General features: G+C 72.7%; 4 protein-coding genes. All 4 read left to right on the top strand.

Annotated features, from left to right (window positions below; genetic code table 11):
• Positions 1-164 precede the first annotated feature (164 nt).
• The 4 genes from ACFWV3_RS04150 to ACFWV3_RS04135 are packed head-to-tail and all read left to right on the top strand — an operon-like array spanning position 165 to position 22,721.
• Entirely contained in the window at positions 165-19,568 is a 19,404-nt protein-coding gene (locus tag ACFWV3_RS04150; protein WP_382408018.1) for an amino acid adenylation domain-containing protein, read from the top strand.
• Entirely contained in the window at positions 19,565-20,782 is a 1,218-nt protein-coding gene (locus tag ACFWV3_RS04145) for an MFS transporter (RefSeq protein ID WP_382408016.1), read from the top strand. Before ACFWV3_RS04150 ends, ACFWV3_RS04145 begins: the two co-directional genes overlap by 4 nt.
• On the top strand, positions 20,779-21,969 hold the full coding sequence (locus ACFWV3_RS04140) for a cytochrome P450 (protein ID WP_382408014.1): 1,191 nt from the start codon (positions 20,779-20,781) through the stop codon (positions 21,967-21,969). The genes ACFWV3_RS04145 and ACFWV3_RS04140 overlap by 4 nt, the downstream gene beginning before the upstream one ends.
• Positions 21,969-22,721 (top strand): thioesterase II family protein, encoded by a 753-nt coding sequence (locus ACFWV3_RS04135; protein WP_382408012.1) that lies wholly within the window; start codon positions 21,969-21,971, stop codon positions 22,719-22,721. The genes ACFWV3_RS04140 and ACFWV3_RS04135 overlap by 1 nt, the downstream gene beginning before the upstream one ends.
• Positions 22,722-22,750 lie beyond the last annotated feature (29 nt).

The following is a 22,750-nucleotide window of genomic DNA, read 5'->3' as shown; positions in this document are numbered from 1 at the left end:
TTCACGCTCAGCAGGACGCCTCGCGGCACCGCTCCCACGCCCACAGCCAACCAGGCTGAGGACGTGGGAGCGGCACCGCGATCCGCCCGTCTGAACGCGTAGTCCACCGGCGACCTCGCGAGCCACACCACCAGTCCACACGATCGGGGAGGAACGGGTCGACCATGAGCACCGGCGAGATCGAGCACACGAGCACCGCCACCGACAGGGACGAGCTCCTGCGCCGGTGGCTCAGCGGCGGCGTGCGGGGCAGGCGGCGGGGGATCGGACGTGCGGACCGGTCCGCGCCGCTGCCGCTGTCGCACGGCCAGCGGCAGATGTGGTTCCTCAACCGGCTGGACCCCGGCAGTGCCGAGTACCTGGTGCCCCTGGCGTTCCGGCTGCGCGGACGGCTCGACGTCGCCGCGCTGCACCGGGCCTGGCAGGAGGTCGTCGCCCGGCACGAGGTGCTGCGCACCCGGTACGCGGTGAACGGCGCCGAGCCCGTGCAGGTGGTCGACCCGCCCGCGCCGCTGACCCTGCCGGTCACCGACGTGTCCGATGTGGACGCCGCGGTCGGCGAGGAGGCGGTCGAGCCGTTCGACCTCGAGCACGACTGGCCGGTGCGCGCCCGCCTGTGGCGCAGCGGGCCGGAGGACCACGTGCTGACGCTCGTCTTCCACCACGTGGCGTTCGACGCGTGGTCCACCCGCGTCGTCGGCGAGGAGCTGGAGGCGCTCTACACGGCGTTCACGCGCGGTGAGCCCGCGTCGCTGCCGCCGGTGCCGACGCAGTACGCGGACTACGCGGCGTGGCAGCGCAACGACCCCGCCCTGGCGGACCAGCTCGCCTACTGGCACGGCCAGCTCGCCGGGATCGAGCCGGCGGACCTGCCCACCGACCTGCCGCGGCCCGCGGTGCGCGACTCCTCCGGCGACGCCGTGGAGTTCGCGGTGCCGGCCGGGTTGTCCGCGCGGATCCGGGACGTGGCCAAGGAGTTCGGCACCACACCGTTCGTCGTGCTGCTCACCGCCTTCCAGGTGCTCCTGGCCCGCTACACCGGCACGCCCGACGTGCCGGTCGGCACCACCGTGTCCGGCCGGACCCGCCCCGAGCTGCAGGGCATGATCGGCTACGGCGTCAACAACCTCGTGCTGCGCGCGCGGTGGGACGGCGACCCCGCGTTCCGCGAGCTGCTCGTGCGGGCGCGCGGCACGCTCGCCGACGCCTACGACCACCAGGCGGTGCCGTTCGCCCGGCTCGTCGACGACCTGCAGCCGGAGCGGGACATGTCCCGCACCCCGCTGCACCAGGTCGCGTTCACCCTGCACGACCGCGGCGAAGCGCCCTTCGGCCTGCCCGGCGTCACCGTCGAGCCGCGCACCGCCACCGGGCGGGTCGCCAAGTGCGACCTCGAACTGCAGATCAACGACCTGCCGGACGGCACGTTCGCCGGCCAGCTGGTCTACGCCACGTCGCTGTTCCACGAGGAGACGGTCGAGCGCGCCGCCGGGCACCTGCTGCGGCTGCTGGAGTCGGCACTCGCCGACACCGCGCTCCCGATCTCCCGGCTGACCGTGCTCGACGACGCGGAGCACGCGCTCGTCACCGGGTCGGTGCCCGGCTGGACCGCCGCGGTGACCGACTGCGTGCACACGCTGTTCGAGGAGCAGGCGGCCCGCACGCCGAACGCGGTGGCGGTCGTCGCCGGTGACACCCGGCTGACCTACGCCGAGCTGAACGCGCGGGCGAACCGGCTGGCGCACCACCTGCGTTCCCTCGGGGCGGGGCCGGAGCAGCTCGTCGGCGTGTGCCTGGAGCGCGGACCGGACCTGTTGCCCGCGGTGCTGGGCGTGCTGAAGTCCGGCGCGGGCTACCTGCCGTTGGACCCGGTGAACCCGGAGGACCGGCTGCGGTACGTGCAGGCCGACGCGGGCGTCACCCTCGTGGTCGACGACGCGTTCCTCGCGGCGCTGCCGGAGGGCCAGGACACCAACCCCGCCAACGTCTCCGGCCCGGACAACGTCGTCTACACGATCTACACCTCCGGCTCCACCGGCAGGCCCAAGGGCTGCGTGCTCACCCACGCCAACGTCGTGCGGCTCATGCGCACCGCCCAGGAGCACTACGAGTTCAACGAGTCCGACGTGTGGTCGATGTTCCACTCCTACGCGTTCGACGTGTCGGTGTTCGAGATGTGGGGTGCGCTGCTGCACGGCGGCACGCTCGTGGTGGTGCCGCGGGAGGTGACGCGGTCGCCGGAGGACTTCCTGGACCTGCTGGTGGACAACGAGGTCACCGTGCTGAGCCAGACGCCGTCGGCGTTCCGCTCGCTCGTCGCCGCGGCGGCCGGCGGGGACCCGCGCATCGACCGGCTGGTGCTGCGCGCCGTGGTCTTCGCGGGCGAGAAGCTGGAGATGCCGGAGCTGCGGCCGTGGACCGACCGGTGCGGCCTCGCCGAGCCGCGGCTCGCCAACATGTACGGGATCACCGAGACCACCGTGCACACCACGTTCTACGAGGTGCAGCCGGGCGACCTGGAACTGTCGGCGGGCAACCCCATCGGCCGGCCGCTCAGCGACCTGACGGTGTACCTGCTCGACGCGCACGGCGTGCTGGTCCCGATCGGCGTGCCGGGCGAGATCCACGTCGGTGGGCCCGGTGTGGCCCGCGGCTACCTGAACCGGCCGGAGCTGACCGCCGAGCGGTTCGTGCCCGACCCGTTCGGCCCGCCGGGGTCGCGGCTCTACCGCAGCGGCGACCTCGCGAAGCGCCGCCCCGACGGCACCCTGGACTTTCTCGGGCGCATCGACCACCAGGTGAAGATCCGCGGCTACCGCGTCGAGCTCGGCGAGATCGAGCTCGCGCTGACGGCGCTCGACGACGTTCGCGACGCCGTGGTGCTCGCGCGCGACGAACGGCTCGTGGCCTACGTCGTCCCGGCCGGTGACGATCTTGATACCGCCGCACTGCGCACGGCGCTGGGCCGCGACCTGCCCGACTACATGGTGCCCGCCGCGTTCGTGCGGCTCGACGCGATCCCGTTGACCCCCAACGGGAAGCTCGACCAGCGCGCGCTGCCCGCACCCGACCTCGACGCGTTCGCGCGGGGCGAGTACGTGGCGCCGCGCACGCCGGTCGAGGCACAGGTCGCCGCGGTGTGGGCGACGGCGCTGGAGGTGGAGCGCGTCGGCGTGCACGACGGCTTCTTCGACCTCGGCGGCGACTCCATCCGCGCGGTCGCGCTCGTCGGCTCGCTGCGGGCGGAGGGCTTCGACCTGGCCGTGCGCGACGTCTTCGAACGCCGCACGGTCGCCGAGCTGTGCGAGCTGCTGACCGGCCGCACCGCCCTGGTCGCCGCGGACCAGGCGCTCGTGGCCCCGTTCGCGCTGATCGGCGCGCAGGACCGGGCCGCGCTGCCTGAGGGCGTCGTGGACGCCTACCCGCTGTCGCAGATCCAGACCGGCATGGTCATCGAGATGCTGGCCGACGACAGCAAGAACAACTACCACAACTGCTCGTGCTTCCGGATCCTCGACGACCGCCCGTTCTCCCGGGAGGCCTTCGAGCACGCGGCGCGGATCGTGGTGGAACGTCACGACATGCTGCGCACGAGCGTCCACCTCACCGACTTCTCGGTACCCCTGCAACTGGTCCACGCCACCGCGACCATGCCCGTCGGGCAGCGCGACCTCGGCCACCTCGACGAGCAGGGCCAGCTCGCGTCGTTGCGGGAGTGGGTGCGCGAGCAGCGCGCCACGCCGTTCGACCTGACCCGGCCCACCCTCATGCGGTTCCACGCGCACCTCACCGGCACGGACGCCTGGTGGATCTCCATCACCGAGTGCCACCCGGTGATGGAGGGCTGGAGCTACCACTCGCTGCTGATGGAGCTGCTGCGGCTCTACCGCTCGCTGCGCGACGGCGTCGAACCCGAGGCCCACGAACGACCGGGCGTGCGGTTCGCCGACTCGGTCGCCGCCGAGCTGGAGTCGCTGGAGTCCGGTGTGGACGGTGCGTACTGGCGTTCGGTGGTGACCCGCTACCCGAAGGTGACGCTGCCGGCCGGGTGGGGCTCCGAACCCGGCACCACGCACCACGTGCGAGTGTCCTGGGAGGACCTGGAACCCGGCCTGCGGGCGCTGGCGACGGCGGCCGGCGCGTCGCTCAAGGCCGTCATGCTCTCCGCCTACCTCAAGGTGATGAGCCAGCTGACCGACCTGCCGTCGTTCCACGGCGGCCTGGTCTACGACGTGCGCCCCGAGGTCCTCGGCGCCGACCGGGTGTTCGGCATGTACCTCAACACGTTGCCGCTGCCGTTCGACCGCGGCGCCCCCACGTGGCTGGCCCTGGTGGAGCAGGTCTTCGCGCAGGAGGTCGAGTCCTGGGCGCACCGCCGCTACCCGCTGCCCGCGGTGCAGCGCGAGTACGGCGCGGCCCAGCTGATCGACGTCTTCTTCAACTACCAGGACTTCCGCCAGGTCGACACCGGACTGGTGGACGCCTCCGTGGGCATCGACGACAGCCCCACCGAGTTCCCGCTCACCATCTCCTCCCGCAACAAGCACATCTTCCTCACCGCGGCCTCGTCGTCACTGAGCCTCGCCAACACCGAACGCATCGCGGCGATGTTTCGCGCCGTGCTCGCGGACATGGCCGCCGATTCGGCACGGGACGCCCAGAAGACCTTCGTGGCACCGGAGGAGACCGCGCTGACGCTGGGGGAGTGGGCCGTCAACCCCGCGCCCGCGGTGGAGAAGTGCACCTACGAGCTGTTCGAGGACCAGGTCGCCCGCACCCCGGACGCCGTCGCCGTCACCGACGGGACCCGTCAGCTGTCCTATGTGGAGCTCGACGCACTCGCCAACCGTTACGCGCACCGGTTGCGCGCTCTCGGCGTCGGCACCGAGTCCGTGGTCGGCGTGCTGCTCGACCGCGGCCCCGACCTGCTGGCGTGCCTGCTGGGCGTGTGGAAGGCCGGTGCCGCGTACCTGCCGATGGACCCGTCGTTTCCCGCCGCCCGCGTTACCGGCGCGCTCGTCGACGCCGATGCCGCCGCGTTCGTCACTCAACCCGAGTACACCAACGACTTCGCCGGCCCGACGCTCGTCGTCGGCGTGGACGACGTCTCGGCCGAACCGGCGACCGCCCCCGAGCGCGTCGCCGACCTGGACCGGCTCGCCTACGTGATCTACACGTCCGGCTCGACCGGGCGGCCCAAGGGCGTCCAGGTGCCGCACCGCGGCCTGGTGAACCACGTGGGGTGGGCCGTCGAGGAGCTGGCGTCGCAGGGCACCGGCGGCGCGCCGCTGTTCTCGTCGATCGCCTTCGACCTCGTGGTGCCCAACCTCTGGGCGCCGGTGCTCGCCGGCCAAGCCGTGCACATGGTGCCGCAGGACACCGACCTCGGCGCGCTGGGCGCCGCACTGGCCGGTCCGTACAGCTTCATCAAGCTCACGCCCGCGCACCTGGAGGTGCTCACCCACCAGCTCTCACCGGAGCAGGCCAACGCGATCGCGCCGGTGCTGGTGGTCGCGGGCGAGGCGCTGACCCGCCGCGTCGTCACGGCGTGGCGCGCGCTGGCACCGGACGTGCGGCTGGTCAACGAGTACGGCCCCACCGAGACGTCGGTCGGCACGTGCGTCCACCCGGTCGAGGGTCCGGTCACCGCGGAGGTCCAGCCCATCGGCCGGCCGCTGCCGAACGTGACCATGTACGTGCTCGACCACCGGCTGGAGCCGGTGCCCGTGGGCGTGCCCGGCGAGCTGTACGTCGGCGGCACGGGCGTCGCCCGCGGCTACGCCGACCGGCCGGAGCTGACCGCGGAGCGCTTCCTGCCCGACCCGTACGGCCCGCCCGGCGCGCGGCTCTACCGCAGCGGCGACGTGGTGCGCGTGCTGCCGGACGGCGACGTCGACTTCCTGGGCCGCGGCGACGGCCAGGTCAAGATCCGCGGCTACCGCGTGGAGCTCGGCGAGATCGAGGCGAGGATCGCGCAGGACCCGCGCGTCACCGACGTGCGCGTGGTGCTGCGCGAGGACAACCCCGGCGAGAAGCAGCTCGTCGCCTACCTGACGGGCGCGGAGTTCGACCCGCAGGAGCTGCGCGCGGTGCTGGAACCCGTGCTGCCCGCGTACATGGTGCCGTCGGCGTTCGTCCGGCTCGACGCCATCCCGTTGAACGCCAACGGCAAGGTCGACCGCGCCGCACTGCCCGCACCGGGTGCGGACGCGTTCGCACGGGCGGCGAGCGTGGCGCCGCGGACGCCGCTGGAGGAGCGGGTCGCCGCGGTGTGGCACGACGTCCTCGGGTCCGAGTGCGGTGTGCACGACGACTTCTTCGAGCTGGGAGGCGACTCGATCCGCGCGGTGGCGCTGATCGGCGCGCTGCGGGCATCCGGGTTCGACGTGTCCGTCAAGGACGTGTTCGGGCACCGCACGGTCGCCGCGTTGTGCGAGCGGCTGTCCGGGCGCGAGGCCGTGACGGCGGACAGCTTCGTCGCGCCGTTCGCGCTCCTCGACGCCCACGACCGGGCGGCGCTGCCGGACGGGATCGTCGACGCCTACCCGCTGTCGCAGGTGCAGACCGGCATGCTGGTGGAGATGCTCGCCGACCCCGGCCGCAGCAACTACCACAACGTCAACGTCTACACCGTCCACGACGACCGGCCGTTCGACGTCCTCGCGTTCGCCCGCGCCGTGCGGATCGTGGTGGCACGGCACGACGTGCTGCGCACGAGCGTCCACCTGACCGGCTTCTCCGTGCCGATGCAGCTGGTGCACGCCGTCGCCGAGACCCCGGTCGACCGGCGCGACCTGCGCGCTCTCGACGTGCGCGACCGGCGGGCCGCGGTGTCGGACTTCGTGGCCGCCGAGCGCGCGGACGTGTTCGACCTCGCCGCCGGAACGCCGCTGCTGCGGGTCTGCGCGCACCTCATGGGCGACGACGAGTGGCTGTGCTCGTTCACCCAGAACCACGCGGTCATGGACGGGTGGAGCAACCAGCTGTTCCTCATGGAGCTCCTCGAGGTCTACCGGCGCGAACGCGACGGCCAGGACCCCGGCCGCTACGAGCCGGTCCCGGTGCGCTACGCCGACTTCGTGGCGGCCGAGCTCGCGGCGCTGGAGTCGCCGCAGGACGCGGAGTACTGGCAGCGGCTCGTCGACGAGCACGCCAAGTTCGAGATCCCCGCCGGCTGGCACGGCGACCGCACCGCCCCGCCGCTGTCCGTGCGCGCCGGCCTCGACTTCGGCGACCTCGCGGACGGGCTGCGCGCGCTGGCCTCGGCGGCGAAGGTGTCGATGAAGAGCGTGCTGGTCGCCGCGCACGTCAAGGTGATGAGCCAGCTCACCGGCGAGGCCGCGTTCCACACCGGCCTCGTCACCCACTCCCGGCCGGAGGCGCCCGGCGCCGACCGGCTGTACGGCAACTTCCTCAACACCCTGCCGTTCCCCGCAGACCGGACCGCGCGGACGTGGCGCGAGCTGGCCCGGCAGGTCTCGGACCGGGAGATCGAGGCCTGGGCGTACCGGCACTACCCGATGCCCGCCATCCGCGGCCGGGCCGGGAGGCTCGTGGACGTCTTCTTCGGCTTCCTCGACTTCCACCGGCTCGACTCCGAGGTCGCGGAGGACGGCTGGGGCTTCAACGACGCGCCCAACGAGTTCGCGCTCGCGATCACCACGCTCGGCGGCCTGCTGGCCATCACCACGAACTCGCACGTGCTGAGCCAGGAGAACGCCAACCGGATCGCCGGGATGTTCCGCGCCGTGCTGAACTCGATGGCGTCCGATGTGGACGGTGACGCCCGCGAGGTGCTCCTGCCCGAGGGCGAACGGGAGCAGCTCCTGCGGCTCGGCGAGACCAGCCCGGTGCCCGTCACGAAGTGCGTGCACGAGCTGTTCGAGGAGCAGGTCGCGCGGACGCCCGGCGCGGTGGCCGTGGTCGCCGGCGACGAGTCGCTGACGTACGCGGAGCTGAACGCGCGGGCCAACCGGTGGGCGCACCACCTGCGCTCGCTCGGCGCGGGACCGGAACGGCTGGTGGGCGTCTCGCTCGAGCGCGGTCCCGGCCTGCTGCCCGCGCTGCTGGGCGTGCTGAAGTCCGGCGCCGGCTACTTGCCGCTGGACCCGGTGAACCCCCAGGACCGGCTGCGGTTCGTGCGCGAGGACGCGGGCGCCGGGATCGTGATCACCTCACCCGAGGTGCCCGACGGACCGGAAACCAATCCCGAACCGCTCTCCTCCCCGGACAACGTCATCTACACGATCTACACGTCCGGCTCGACGGGGAAGCCGAAGGGCGTCAGCCTGACCCACCGCAACGTGGTGCGGCTGATGGCGACCGCGCAGGAGCACTACGGGTTCGGCGAGTCCGACGTCTTCTCCCTGTTCCACTCCTACGCCTTCGACGTGTCGGTGTTCGAGATGTGGGGTGCGCTGCTGCACGGCGGCACGCTCGTCGTGGTGCCGCGGGACGTGACCCGTTCGCCGGACGACTTCCTGGACCTGTTGGTGCACACCGGGGTCACGGTGCTGAGCCAGACGCCGTCGGCGTTCCGCTCGATCGACCCGGCGGACCCGCGGACCGGCCGGTGGTCGGTGCGGGCGGTGGTCTTCGCCGGCGAGAAGCTGGAGCTCGGTGAGCTGCGGCCGTGGCTCGGCCGGGTCGAGCTGGTCAACATGTACGGCATCACCGAGACGACGGTGCACACGACCTACCACCGCGTCACCGAGGCCGACCTGGCCGGGGGCAACGCCGTCGGGTCACCGTTGCACGACCTGTCGGTGCACCTGCTCGACGCGCACGGGCGCCTCGTGCCCGTGGGCGTGCCGGGCGAGATCCACGTCGGCGGTCCCGGTGTGGCCCGCGGCTACCTCAACCGGCCGGAGCTGACCGCCGAGCGGTTCGTGCCCGACCCGTTCGGCCCGCCGGGGTCGCGGCTCTACCGCAGCGGCGACCTCGCGAAACGCCGCCCCGACGGCACCCTGGACTTCCTCGGCCGCGCCGACCACCAGGTCAAGATCCGCGGCTACCGCGTCGAGCTCGGCGAGATCGAGGTCGCGCTGTCCGCGGTGCCGGGTGTGCGCGAGGCCGTCGTCGTCGTGCGCGACGACCGCCTGGTCGCCTACGTCGTCGGCGCGCCGGAGGAGGACCTCCGCGCGGCACTGGCCGGTGACCTGCCGGACTACATGGTGCCGTCCGCGTTCGTTCCGCTCGACGCCGTTCCGTTGACCCCCAACGGCAAGCTCGACCGGCGCGCGCTGCCCGACCCGGACGCCGGCGCGTTCGCCCGCACTGATCACGTCGCTCCGCGCACGCCGGTGGAGGAGCGGATCGCGGCGGTGTGGCGCGAGGTGCTGCACCTCGACCGGGTGGGCGTGCACGACGAGTTCTTCTCCGTCGGCGGCGACTCGATCCGCGCTGTCCGGCTGGTGGGTGCGCTGCGTGCCGGTGGTGTCGACCTGTCCGTGCCCGAGGTCTTCGAGCACCGCACGGTCGCGGGCCTCGCCGCCGTGGCCGCGAGCCGCGACGACTTCACGGCCCGCGAGCCCGTCGCGCCGTTCGAGCTGATCGGCGCGGCGGACCGGGCGAAGCTGCCGGCGGGTGCCGCCGACGCGTACCCGATGTCGCAGGTGCAGACCGGCATGGTCGTCGAGCTGCTCACCGAGGACGACGCCTACCGCAGTTTCGCCTCCTACCGGATCGCCGGGCCGTTCTCCGAGGCCGCCCTGCGTGCCGCGACGAACACCGTCGTGGCGCGCCACGACCTCCTGCGCACCTCGTTCGACCTCTACACCTACTCCGTGCCGATGCAGGTCGTGCACGCCGACGTGGACGTCCCGGTGACCGTGCGCGAGGTGCACGGCGAGGACGCGTTGATGGAGTCGCTGCTCGCGGAACGCAACGCGGGCTTCGACCTGGACGCGGCACCGTTGCTGAAGATCGCCGCGCACCTCACCGGCGACGACGGCTGGTGGCTGTCGCTGTGCCGGCCGCACGCGATCGTCGAGGGCTGGAGCCACCACTGGCTGCTCGCCGAGCTGGTCGACTGCTACCGCAGGCTGCGCGACGGCCTTCCGCCGGCGCCGCACACCGCGCCTCCGGTCCGGTACGCGGACTACATCGCGGCCGAGCTGGCCTCGCTGGAGTCCGAAGTGGACGCTGCGTACTGGCGCGACGTCGTGCACTCGCACGCCCCGGTGACGCTGCCGGAGTCGTGGCGCGGTGACGAACCCGGTGAGAGCTACGACGTCACAGTGGCGTTGGACGAGCAGGCGCTGACGGAACTGGCCGCGCAGCTGTGCGTGTCGGTGAAGACCGTCCTGCTCGCCGCGCACGTCAAGGTGATGGGACAGCTGACCGGCGCACCGGCGTTCCACGTCGGCCTCGTCTGCGACGCGCGGCCCGAGCTGGAGGGCGCGGACCGCGTCTACGGCATGCACCTCAACACCGTGCCGTTCCCCGCGGACCGCTTCGCGGCGACGTGGCGCGAGCTGGTGCTGGGCGTGTTCGACCGCGAGGTCGAACTGTGGCCGCACCGGCGGTACCCGATGCCCGCGATCCAGCGCGCCTGGCCGGGCGGGCGGCTCGTGGACGTCGCGTTGAACTACGTTGACCTGCGGCACGAGGAGTCCGCCGGCGAGGACGTCGAGTCGCGGTACTCGGTGTCGCAGACGGAGTTCGGCCTCACCCTGCACTGCCGCCCGAACCGGGTGAACCTGACCGCGAAAACCGCCGTCCTGTCCCGCGCCGACGGCGCGCGGCTCGGCGAGATGTACCGGGCGGTGCTCGGCGCGATGGTCGCCGACCTCGACGGCGACGCCCGCACGACCCACCTGCCCGCCGGCGAGCGCGAACGGCTGCTCGTCGAGGCGTCGGCCACCGAGCAGGAACCGGTCGACCTCTGCGTGCAGCAGGAGTTCGAACGCCGCGTCGCGCTCGCCCCGGACGCCGTCGCGCTGACCGCCGACGACCACGTGGCGACCTATGCCCAGCTCAACCAGCGCGTCAACCGGCTGGCGCACCGCCTGGCCGGCCTCGGCGTCGGTCCCGAGACGGTCGTCGCGATCTGCCTGGAACGCTCGCCGGAGCTGGTCACCGCCGTGCTCGCGGTGCTCAAAGCCGGGGGCGCCTACCTTCCGCTCGACCCGGAGACGCCGCCCGCGCGCCTGGAGTTCATGCACTCCGACGCCGGCGCCGAGCTGCTGATCACCCGGACCTCGTTGCTGGACAAGGTGTCGCACGCGTCCGTCGTGCTGGTCGACGAGCCGGAACCGCAGGGCCTGCCCGACACCGACCCGGCACCGCGGGCCACGCAGGACAACCTCGCGTACGTGATCTACACGTCCGGCTCGACCGGGCGGCCCAAGGGCGTGATGGTGCGCCGGGGCGGCATGGGCAACCACCTGCTCGCGAAGATCGAGGACCTCGGGCTCACCGAGCACGACAGCGTGGTGCAGAACGCGTCGCCGTCGTTCGACATCTCCGTGTGGCAGATGCTCGCGCCACTGGTCGTCGGCGGCGCTGTCCGCGTGGTCGACGGTGACACCGCGCTCGACCCGGACGCGTTGTTCGGGCTGACCGCGCGGGAGCGGATCACCGTGCTGGAGGTCGTCCCGTCGCTGCTGCGCACCGCGCTCGACAGCGGCACCGGTCTGCCCGAGCTACCGGACCTGCGGTGGCTGATGGTGACCGGTGAGGCGCTCCCGCCGGAGCTGTGCCCGCGCTGGTTCGCCCGCTACCCGCACATCCCGCTGGTCAACGCCTACGGCCCGACCGAGTGCTCGGACGACGTGACGCACGCGTTCCTGACCGAAAGGCTGCACGGACGACGTGTGCCGATCGGCGAGGCCGTCCGCAACACCCGCCTCTACGTGCTCGACGCCCGGCTGGAGCCGGTGCCGTCCGGGGTCGAGGGCGAGCTGTACGTCGGCGGTCTCGGCGTCGGCCGCGGCTACCTGAACCGGCCGGACCTCACGGCGGAGAAGTTCGTCCCCGACCCGTTCGGACCGGCGGGCACGCGCCTCTACCGCACCGGCGACCTCGCGAGCTGGCGGCCGGACGGCGCGCTCGACTTCCTCGGCCGGATCGACGACCAGGTGAAGGTGCGCGGGCACCGGATCGAGCTGGGCGAGATCGAGGCGGAGCTCGTCGCGTTCGACGAGATCGCCGAGGCGCTGGTCGTCGTGCGCGAGGACCGCCTGATCGCCTACTACACCGGCGGGACGCCGTCGCGGGAGGAGCTGCGCGACCGGCTCGGCCGCACGCTGCCCGACTACATGGTGCCGGCGGCGTTCGTGCGGCTCGACGAGTTCCCGTTGACGCCCAACGGCAAGCACGACCGCAAGGCGCTGCCCGCACCCGGCGACGACGCGTTCGCCCGCGGCGAGCACCTCGCGCCGCGAAACGAGACCGAGGCCCGCGTCGCCGAGGTCTGGCGGACCGCGCTGGGCCTCGAACGGGTCGGCGTGCGGGACGGGTTCTTCGACATCGGCGGTGACTCGATCCGCGCGGTCGGCCTGGTCGGCGCGCTGCGCGCCGAGGGCTTCGACGTCGCCGTGCGGGACGTCTTCGAGGCGCGCACGGTCGAGAACCTGTGCCGGCTGTTCGCCGGTCGCGGCGCCGCGGCCGAGCAGCGCTACGTCGAGCCGTTCGAGCTGGTCTCCGCCGCCGACCGGGCGCTGCTGCCCGCGGACGTCGTGGACGCCTACCCGGTGGGCCGCACCCAGCTCGGCATGATCATCGAGATGCTGGCCGACGACGGCCGGCACCCGTACCACATCATCAACACGTTCCGGGTGACCGAACCGGAACCGCTCGACCCCGCCGCGCTCACCGCGGCCGCCCAGGTCCTCGCCGGCCGGCACGAGGTGCTGCGGACGTCGTTCCGGCTCACCGGGTTCTCCGAGCCGCTGCAGCTGGTGCACGGCGCGGCCGAGCTGCCGGTCGAGCTGCGCGACGTGCGCGGACTGTCCGAAGAGGACCTCGTGCGCGTGCGGCAGGAGCTGGCGGCCGAGCAGCGCGCGGCGGTGTTCGACGTCGCAAGCGCGCCGCTCATGCGGATCATCGCGCACGTCGAGAGCGACGACGCGTGGTGGGTCACGTTCACCCAGTCGCACGCGATCACCGAGGGCTGGAGCTACCACCTGCTGCTCATGGAGCTGCTCGACGTCTACCGGGCGCTGCGCGACGGCACCGAGCCCGAGCCGTACGACCAGCCGCGGGTGCGGTTCGCCGACACGATCGCCGGCGAGCTGGCGGCACTGGGATCGCTGGGGGACAAGGCCTACTGGCAGCGCGTCACCGGCACGCAGGCGCCGGCGGCGATGCCGGCCGAGTGGGCCGGCGACTCCGACGAACGCGTGTACGTCGAGGTGCCGTTCGACGACCTCGCCGACGCGCTGCGCTCGGCCGCGACCACCGCCGGTGTGTCGATGAAGAGCGTGTTGCTGGCCGCGCACCTCAAGGTGCTGGGCCAGGTCACCGACGAACCGGCCTACCACACCGGGCTGGTCTGCGACGTGCGCCCGGAGGTGCTCGGCGCGGACCGCGTGCCCGGCATGTACCTCAACACGCTGCCGATGGGCGTCGACCGGTCGGCGCGGACGTGGCGCGAGCTGCTGACGCAGGTCTTCGACGGCGAGGTCGAGCTGTGGGCGCACCGGCGCTACCCGATGCCCGCCGTGCAGCACGACTGGGGCGGCGGCCGGCTGATCAACGTCCTGTTCAACTACCTGGACTTCCACCACGTCGACACCGACCGGGTGGCGGCCGGGACCCGGATGAACATCGGTCCCAACGAGTTCGACCTCTCGGTCTTCAACCGCGGCGACCGGCTGTGGGTGAACTCGCACGAACGCGTGCTCAGCCGTGCGAACACCGAACGGCTCGCGGGCATGTACCGCGCGGTGCTCGAAGCGATCGCGTCCGATGTGGACGGTGACGCGCGGGCGATGTGCCTGCCGGCTGGCGAACGCGAGCGGCTGCTCGGGTTCACCGACGCCGTGGCGGAGCCGGTGACGTCGTGCGTGCACGAGCTGTTCGAGCAGCAGGTCGCACGGACGCCCGGCGCGGTCGCCGTCGTCGCCGGAGGCGTGTCGCTCACGTACGCGGAGCTGAACGCGCGGGCGAACCGGCTGGCGCACCACCTGCGTTCCCTCGGGGCGGGGCCGGAGCAGCTCGTCGGCGTGTCCCTGGAGCGCGGACCGGACCTGTTGCCCGCGTTGCTGGGCGTGCTGAAGTCCGGCGCGGGCTACCTGCCGCTCGACCCGGTCAACCCGGAGGAACGGCTGCGGTACGTCCGCGAGGACGCCGGTGTCTCGATCGTGGTCGACGCGGAGATGATGGCCGCGCTCCCGGAGGGATCGGACGCGAACCCCGTGCCGCTGACGGTGCCGGACAACCTGATCTACACGATCTACACCTCGGGTTCGACCGGGAAGCCGAAGGGCGTGTGCCTGACGCACGCCAACGTGGTGCGGCTGATGACGACCGCGCAGGAGCACTACGCGTTCGACGAGTCGGACGTGTGGTCGATGTTCCACTCGTACGCGTTCGACGTGTCGGTGTTCGAGATGTGGGGCGCCCTGCTGCACGGCGGCACGCTCGTCGTCGTGCCGCGCGACGTCACCCGCTCGCCGGAGGACTTCCTCGACCTGTTGGTGGACAACGAGGTCACGATCCTCAGCCAGACGCCGTCGGCGTTCCGCTCGCTTGTCGCGCTCTCGGCCGACCCGCGGATCACGCGGTTGTCGTTGCGGGCGGTGGTGTTCGCCGGCGAGAAGCTGGAGATCGGCGAGCTGGCGCCGTGGGTCGAGCGCGTCGGCCTCGGCCGGGTGGCGCTGGTGAACATGTACGGCATCACCGAGACGACCGTGCACACCACATACCACCGGCTGTCCAAGAAGGACCTGCTGCCGGGCGCGGGCAACCCAGTCGGCCGGCCGCTGAGCGACCTCGCCGTGCACCTGCTCGGCGCCAACGGCGACCTCGTGCCGATGGGCACGCGCGGTGAGATCCACGTCGGCGGCCCCGGCGTCGCCCGCGGCTACCTCAACCGGCCGGAGCTCACGGCCGAACGGTTCGTGCCCGACCCGTTCGGCCCGCCCGGATCGCGGCTGTACCGCAGCGGCGACCTGGCCGTGCGGCGCCCGGACGGCAGCCTCGGCTTCGCCGGCCGCGCCGACGACCAGGTCAAGATCCGCGGCTACCGCGTGGAGCTGGGCGAGATCGAGGCCGCGCTGACCGCCCACCCGGCGGTGCGCGAGGCGGTCGTGCTGCTGCGGGCGGAGTCGCTGGTCGGCTACGTCGTGCCCGCGGGCGACGTCGACCCCGCCGAACTGCGCGACTGGCTCGGCCGCACGCTGCCGGACTACATGGTCCCGGCCGCGTACCCGGTGCTCAACCGGATCCCGCTCACGCCCAACGGCAAGCTGGACAAGCGGGCGCTGCCCGAACCGGACCGCGGCGCGTTCGCCGGAACCGAGTTCGTCGCGCCGCGCACGCCGGTCGAGGAACGGGTGGCGGCGATCTGGCGGTCGGTGCTCGGCGTCGGCCGGGTCGGGCTGGCCGACGGCTTCTTCGACCTCGGCGGCGACTCGATCCGCGCCGTGATGGTCGTGGGGGAGATGAAGGCCGCCGGGATCGCGGTGACCGCGCTCGACGTGCTGCGGCACCAGACGATCGCCGCGCTGCTGGCGTTGTCCCCTGACCACGACGACGTGGCGCCGGTCGAGCCGTTCGCGCTGCTGGCCGACGCCGACCGCACGCTGCTGCCGGACGGGCTGGTGGACGCCTACCCGCTGACCCAGCCGCAGACCGGCATGCTCGTGGAGATGCTGTCCGCGGACGGCCCGCCCAGCTACCACCGGGTGGCGTCGGCGCGGATCAGCGAGCCGTTCTCCCGCGACGCGCTGCACCGTGCGCTGCAATTGCTCGTGTCCCGGCACGAGGCGCTGCGGACGTCGGTCGACCTCGACCGGTACTCGGTGCCGCTGCAACTGGTGCACGCCACGGCGGACGTGCCGCTGCGGGTCGTGGACCTCACCACGGCCGCCGACGCGGACGAGCAGGTGCGGGCGGCGTTGCGCACCGAGGCGGCGACCGCCTTGCCGCACGCCGCAGCACCGTTGCTGCGGCTGACCGTGCACCGGCTGGCCGGCGGTCAGTGGCAGCTCACGATCACCCAGTCGCACGTCGTGGTCGACGGCTGGACGTTCAACACGCTGCGCGGCGAGCTGCTGGAGACCTACCGGGCGGTGCGCGACGGCGCCAATCTGCCCGCGTTCACGCCGCCCCGGCTGCGTTTCGCGGACACGGTCGCGGCCGAGCTGCGCGCACTGGAGTCCACGGAGGACCGCTCCTTCTGGCAGGACGTGGTCGACGGGTTCGAGCCGTTCGTCCTGCCCGAGTGCTGGGGCGACTCCGGCGGGAGCTGTCACCTGCGCGTGCCGTTGGACGACCTGACGGACGGGCTGCGCGCGGTCGCGTCGGCGGCCGGCGTGCCGGTGAAGAGCGTCCTGCTGGCCGCGCACCTCAAGGTGCTCAGCCAGCTCACGCCCGCCCGCCGGTTCCACTCGGGCCTGGTCACGCACTGCCGCCCGGACGGCGGCGACCGCGTCTACGGCACGCACCTCAACACCGTGCCGTTCCCGGTCGAGATCACCTCGTCCTGGACGGACCTCGTCCGGCAGGTGTTCGACCGCGAGCTGGCGCTGTGGCCGCACCGGCACTTCCCGATGCCCGCGATCCAGCACGAGCTGGCGGACGGCGGACGGCTCGTGCAGGTGTACTTCAGCTACGAGGACTTCGGCACGCTCGACGTGGCCGCGGACCCGGCCGAGGGGCACAGCCACGACGAGTTCCCGCTCGCCGTCACGGCGTCCGACAGCTGCCTCTTCCTCGCCTGCGACGGCGCGTTCCTCAGCAGGGCCAACGCCGGACGGCTCGCGCAGATGTACCGGGCCGCGCTGGCCTCGGTCGTCGCGGACGACGTCTGCGGCACCTACCTGCCCGAAGGCGAGCCGGTGCTGCCGGTCGGACCGGAGCCGGTGGCGGCTTCCTCCGCCATCGATCTGTTCGAGTCGCACGCCGCGACGACGCCGGACGCCCCCGCCGTGACGTTCGAGGGCGCCACCGTGACGTACGCGGAGCTCGACGCACGGGCCAACCGCGTCGCGCACCTGTTGCGCGGCAGGGGTGTCGACACCGAGTCGCTCGTCGGCGTGGTGCTGGAGCGAGGGGTCGACCTCGTCGCGGCGCTGCTGGGCGTGTGGAAGGCGGGTGCGGCCTACGTGCCGGTCGACCCGTCGTTCCCGGCGGCGCGCGTGGACGAGATGCTGCGCGGCTGCACGGCGGTGCTCGATCCGGCCACTGTGGACGGACTGGACGCTTTCCCGGCGACCGCACCGGCGCGCACCACGGACCCGGACCAGCTCGCGTACGTGATCTACACGTCCGGGTCGACCGGCAGGCCCAAGGGCGTGCAGGTCACGCACGGCGGCCTGGCGAACTTCCTGGCCTACGTCCGATCCGAGTACGTGCGCGGCCGCGGTGCGCCGTTGTTCGCGTCGGTCGCCTACGACATGGTCGTGTCGAACCTGCACGGGCCGCTGACCGCCGGCGCGCCCCTGCACCTGGCGCCGCGTGACCTCCCGCTCGACGCACTGGGCGGCTGGCTCGCCGAGCAGGGGCCGTTCGACTTCGTCGAGCTGACCCGCAGCCACCTGGAACTGGTCACCGGCCAGGTGTCCGAGGTGCTGGCCGACGCGCTCGTCGTCGGTGGCGAGGCCGTGTCCGGCCACGTCGTGGCGGCGGCGCGCGGCCTGGTCAGCGGGCGGATCGTCAACTCCTACGGCCCCACCGAGGCCACGGTCACGACCAACGAGCACGTGGTGCTCGACGAGACCGACGTCGTGCCGATCGGCGTGCCGCTGCCCGGAGTCTCGACCTACGTCCTGGACACCGCCTTGCGGCCGGTGCCGGTCGGCGTGTCCGGTGAGCTGTTCGTCGGCGGTCTCGGCGTGGCCCGCGGCTACCTCGGCGAGCCGGGGATGACCGCGGACCGGTTCGTGCCGGACCCGTTCGGTGCGCCCGGTTCCCGGCTGTACCGCACCGGCGACCTCGCCCGCGTGCTGCCCTCCGGTGACGTGGACTTCCTCGGCCGCGCCGACGGCCAGGTGAAGATCCGCGGGTTCCGGGTGGAGCTGGGCGAGATCGAGGCTGTCCTGCGGACGAGGGTCGACGACGCCCGCGTGGTGCTCGACTCCGGCCGGCTCGTCGCCTACGTGGCGGGGGAGACCGGCGACCTGCGCTCGTGGCTCGCGGCCCGGCTGCCCGCCCACATGGTGCCCGCCGCGTTCGTGCCGGTGCCGGAGATCCCGTTGACCGCCAACGGCAAACTCGACCTGCGGGCACTGCCGGCACCGGACGGGTCGTCGTTCGCGCACCGGCCGCACCAGGAGCCGATCACCGACACCGAGCAGTGGCTGGCGGACGTGTGGGCGCGGGTGCTCGGCCTGGACCGGGTCGGCGCGGCCGACCGGTTCTTCGAGCTCGGCGGCCACTCGATCCTGGTGTTCCAGGTGATCGCGGCGGCCCGCCGTGCCGGACGGACCCTGTCGTTGCTGACGATGTACGCCGACGACCGCCTCTCGGCTGTCGCGGCGGCCATGGACCGGGAGCAGCCCGCTCCGGTCGTGGAGCGTGGGACCGACGTGAGCGTCGCGGTGCTCCGCGGCGGAGAGCTCGCAGAGGTTCGCGCGCAAGGTGCGGTCACCGCGGACACGGTGTTCCAGGTGGGGTCGCTCAGCAAACCGGTCACGGCGTTCGCGGTGCTGCGTCTGGTCCGGCAGGGCGTGCTCGACCTCGACGAGGACGTCAACACCTACCTGACGAGCTGGTCGGCTCCCGCCGACGGCCGCGTCACCCTCCGCCACCTGCTCAGCCACCTGTCGGGCCTGGTCCCGACGCCCAACCCCGGCTACAGCGCCCTGCCGGGCCTCTCCGAGCTGCTGCGCGACGTCCGGCTGGAGACACCGCCCGGCGCGGTGTTCCGTAAGGCGGACGTCAACTACACGATTGTCGAGCAACTGCTGGAGGACGTCACCGGGAAGCCGTTCCCGGAGCTGGTGCGGGAGCTCGTGTTCGCGCCGCTCGGCATGGCGCGCAGCGGCTACGGCCCGACGGCCGGGCCCGCCGCGCAGGGCCACGACCAGGACGGCAAGCCCGTCCCGTGGCTGCTGTGGCCCGCCGCGGCGAGCGGCCTGTGGACGACGGCGGGCGACCTCGCGTCGTTCCTGCTGGAGATCCGCAGGTCCCGCCTCGGCCACCCCGGCGCGCTGCTGACGCCCGAGCTGGCCAGGGAGATGGTGACCGCGCAGCACCGCCACAGCGCGTACGGGCTCGGCGTGGTCGTGGACGACCTCGGCACCGACGTCCAGTTCGGGCACGGCGGCACGGGCGGCGGCTTCCACGCGATGGCGATGTGCCGCATCGGCACGGGCACCGGGTTCGTGGCGCTCACGAACTCCGACGCGGGCGCGGACGTGGTGAAGCAGTACACGTCGCTGCTCGAAGGCGACCGATGAGCGCGGGAGTGCTGCGGCACAACCGGGACTTCCGGCTGCTGTGGACCGGTGCGGGCATCTCCGCGCTGGGCGGCACCGTCACGACGGTCACCTACCCGCTGCTGATGATCTGGCACGACGGGTCGGCGGTGCGGGCGGGCCTCGTGGGGTTCGCGGCACTGCTGCCGATGCTGCTGCTCCAGCTGCCCGCGGGCGTGTTCGTCGACCGCTGGGACCGGCGGCGCGTGATGATCACGTGCGACGCGGTGTCGTTCGCGACGATCGGCAGCGTCGCGATCTCGTTGCTGTTAGGCCATCTTTGGCTGCCGCACCTGCTCGTCGTCGCGTTCCTGGAAGGCAGCGCGCAGATCTTCTACCGGCTGTCCGAACGCGCCGCCGTGCGCAACGTCGTGCAGCCCGGCGACCTGCCCGCCGCGCTGTCGCAGAACGAGGCGCGCGGCCGGGCGGCGGGCCTGCTCGGCCAGCCGCTGGGCAGCGTCCTGTTCGCGCTGGTGCGGTGGGCGCCGTTCGTGTTCACCGCACTCGGCCACCTCGTCGCGCTCGTGACGTTGTTGTTGATCCGCAAGGACTTCCAGACCGAGCGGGGTCCCCGCAAGAACCTGCGGGCCGAGATCGCCGAGGGTGTCGGCTGGCTGTTGCGGCAGCGGTTCCTGCGCTCGGCCGTGCTGTTGGTGGCCGTCACGAACGTGCTGTTCCAGGTGCTGTCGCTGAGCCTCGCGCTGATCGTCAAGGAGAACGGCGGCTCGCCCGCCGTGATCGGCGTGATCGGCGCGGCGTCCGGTGTCGGCGGGGTGCTGGGCGCGATGAGCGGGTCGTGGTTCGTGCGCAGGCTGCGGCCCGGCATGGTGATCATCACCGTGTTCGCGGTGTGGGCGCTGCTGATGCCGGTGGTCGCGCTGACCGCGAACCCCGTCGTGCTCGGCGGCCTGTTCGCCGGGATGTCGTTCGCCGGCGCCCTGATCAACGTGATGGCCGGCGTCTACCAGGTGCAGGTCACCCCGGACGAGATGCAGGGCCGGGTCGGCAGCGTGGCCGGCCTGCTGAGCTCCGGCGCCAACTCGTTCGGCGCGCTGGCCGCCGGCTTCCTGCTGGCGGCCTGGGGAACGGGCCACACGGTGCTCGGCGTGGCCGCGGTGATGGCCGCCGTCGCCGTGACCGCCTGGCTCACGCCCGTCGTCCGCACCACCGAGTACCGGGAAAGGGTGAATGCATGACGAAGGCGGTCGAGAGCCTGTTCGGCCAGTACGGGGAGACCGACCCGTACGCGCTGTACCGGCGGCTGCGCGAGCACGGGCCGGTGCACTGGGACCCGTGGATGCGGACCTGGATCGTGCTGGACCACGAGGAGATCACCCGGCTGTCCAAGGACCCGAGGCTCTCCGGCGCCCGCATCGAGCAGTTCTACGAGCAACTCCCCGACGAGGCCCGCACCGGGCTGGCGACGCTGAAGAACGCGCTGGAACCGATGATGCTGTTCACCGAGCCGCCGCGGCACACCCGGTTGCGGCAGCTGCTGCGGCCCGGCCTGACACCCCGGTTCGTCAAGGAGGTCCGCGAGGTCATCGCCGACCGGGTCGAGTCGCTGCTCGACGAGGCCGCCGCCCGCGGCGGGATGGACGTGATCGCGGACTTCTCCGAACCGCTGACCCGCGACGTCATCGGGCAGCTCGCCGGAGTCCCCGAACGAGGCGCGCACCTCCTGGAGAGCTGGCAGGGGCTGCTGCACGAGTTCTTCACCCAGTCCCGGCGCGAGGTGCCGCGGGTGACGGCGCTGCGCGGCCTGTTCGACGAGGGCGCGCAGGCCCGCCGCGACGGCACCGGCACCGACCTGTTCACCAGGATGGTGTCCGGGCAGCTCGCCAAGGACGACTACACCGAGGACGAGGTCTTCGCGAACTTCATGCTGCTCATCGACGCGGGCCAGGCCACGACCACGCACCTGATCGGCAACGCCGTGCTCGCGCTGCTGGAGCACCCCGACCAGCAGCGGCTGCTGCGGGCGCGGCCGGAGCTGGCGGCGAACGCGGCCCACGAGTTCCTGCGCTACGACAGCTCCGTGCAGTTCACCAGCCGGGTCGCGCTGGAGGACCTGGAGATCGCGGGCCACCACGTCGAACGCGACCAGTCCGTCGCGCTCGTCCTCGGCGCCGGCAACCGCGACCCCAAGCGGTACACCGACCCCGACCGGCTGGACGTGACCCGCAAGGCGCACGACCAGCTCTCGTTCGGGCACGGCATCCACTACTGCCTCGGCGCCTCGCTCGCGCTGGCCGAGATCGAGATCGCCGTCTCCCGCCTGCTGCAACGGTTCTCGAGCATCGAGCTGCTGGACGACGCGCCGGTGTGGCTCGACAGCATCAACTTCCGGTTCCTGCGCCGCCTGCGGATCGGGGTCCGCTGATGGGCAGCTGGTTCCGCACCTTCACGCCCCGCCCGCACGCCCCGCGGCAGCTGCTGTGCTTCCCGCACGCCGGAGGCGCGGCCAGCACGTTCCGCGGCTGGGCCGAGCTCGTCGGCCCGACCGTCGAGGTGGTGGCCGTGCAGTACCCCGGCCGCCAGGACCGCATCGCCGACCCGTTGCCCGCCGACCTGGCCGAGCTGGCGGACCGGGTGGCTGCGGAGGTCGCGCCCCGGCTGACGAGACCGACCGCGTTCTTCGGCCACAGCATGGGCGCCGCGGTCGCGTTCGAGACGGCCCGGCGGCTGCGGCCGCTGTTCCCGTCCCGGCTCACCCGGCTGTACGTGTCGGCGTGCGACGCGCCACCCGCGCACCGCCGCCGCACGGCCGACCACACCGACGCCGAGATCCGCGACTACGTCCGGTTCCTCGGCGGCTCCGGCGCGGCGCTGCTCGACGACGAGGAGCTGTGGCAGCTGTCGTTGCCCGCGCTGCGCAACGACTTCCGCCTCATCGAGTCCTACCGGTACACCCCCGGCGCACCGCTCACGTGCCCGGTGACGGCGATCGCCGGCGACAGCGACGAGTCGGTGTCGCACGCGGACGTCCTGCGCTGGCAGGAGATCACGATCGGGCCGTTCGGCGCGGTCACCCAGCACGGCGGCCACTTCTACTTCGACGACTCCGCCGCGGGACTGGCGGAGCTGTTCCGCGCCGACGAGAACTGGGCGAAGCCGGGTATGGCCGCGATATAGCCCGAGTATCGGGTCCGGCGAGAGGTTCG

The organism is Lentzea sp. NPDC059081, assembly GCF_042738015.1.
GTDB lineage: Bacteria > Actinomycetota > Actinomycetes > Mycobacteriales > Pseudonocardiaceae > Lentzea.
Note: the sequence above shows the minus strand (reverse complement) of the source record. Positions and strands in the feature narration are given on the sequence as shown.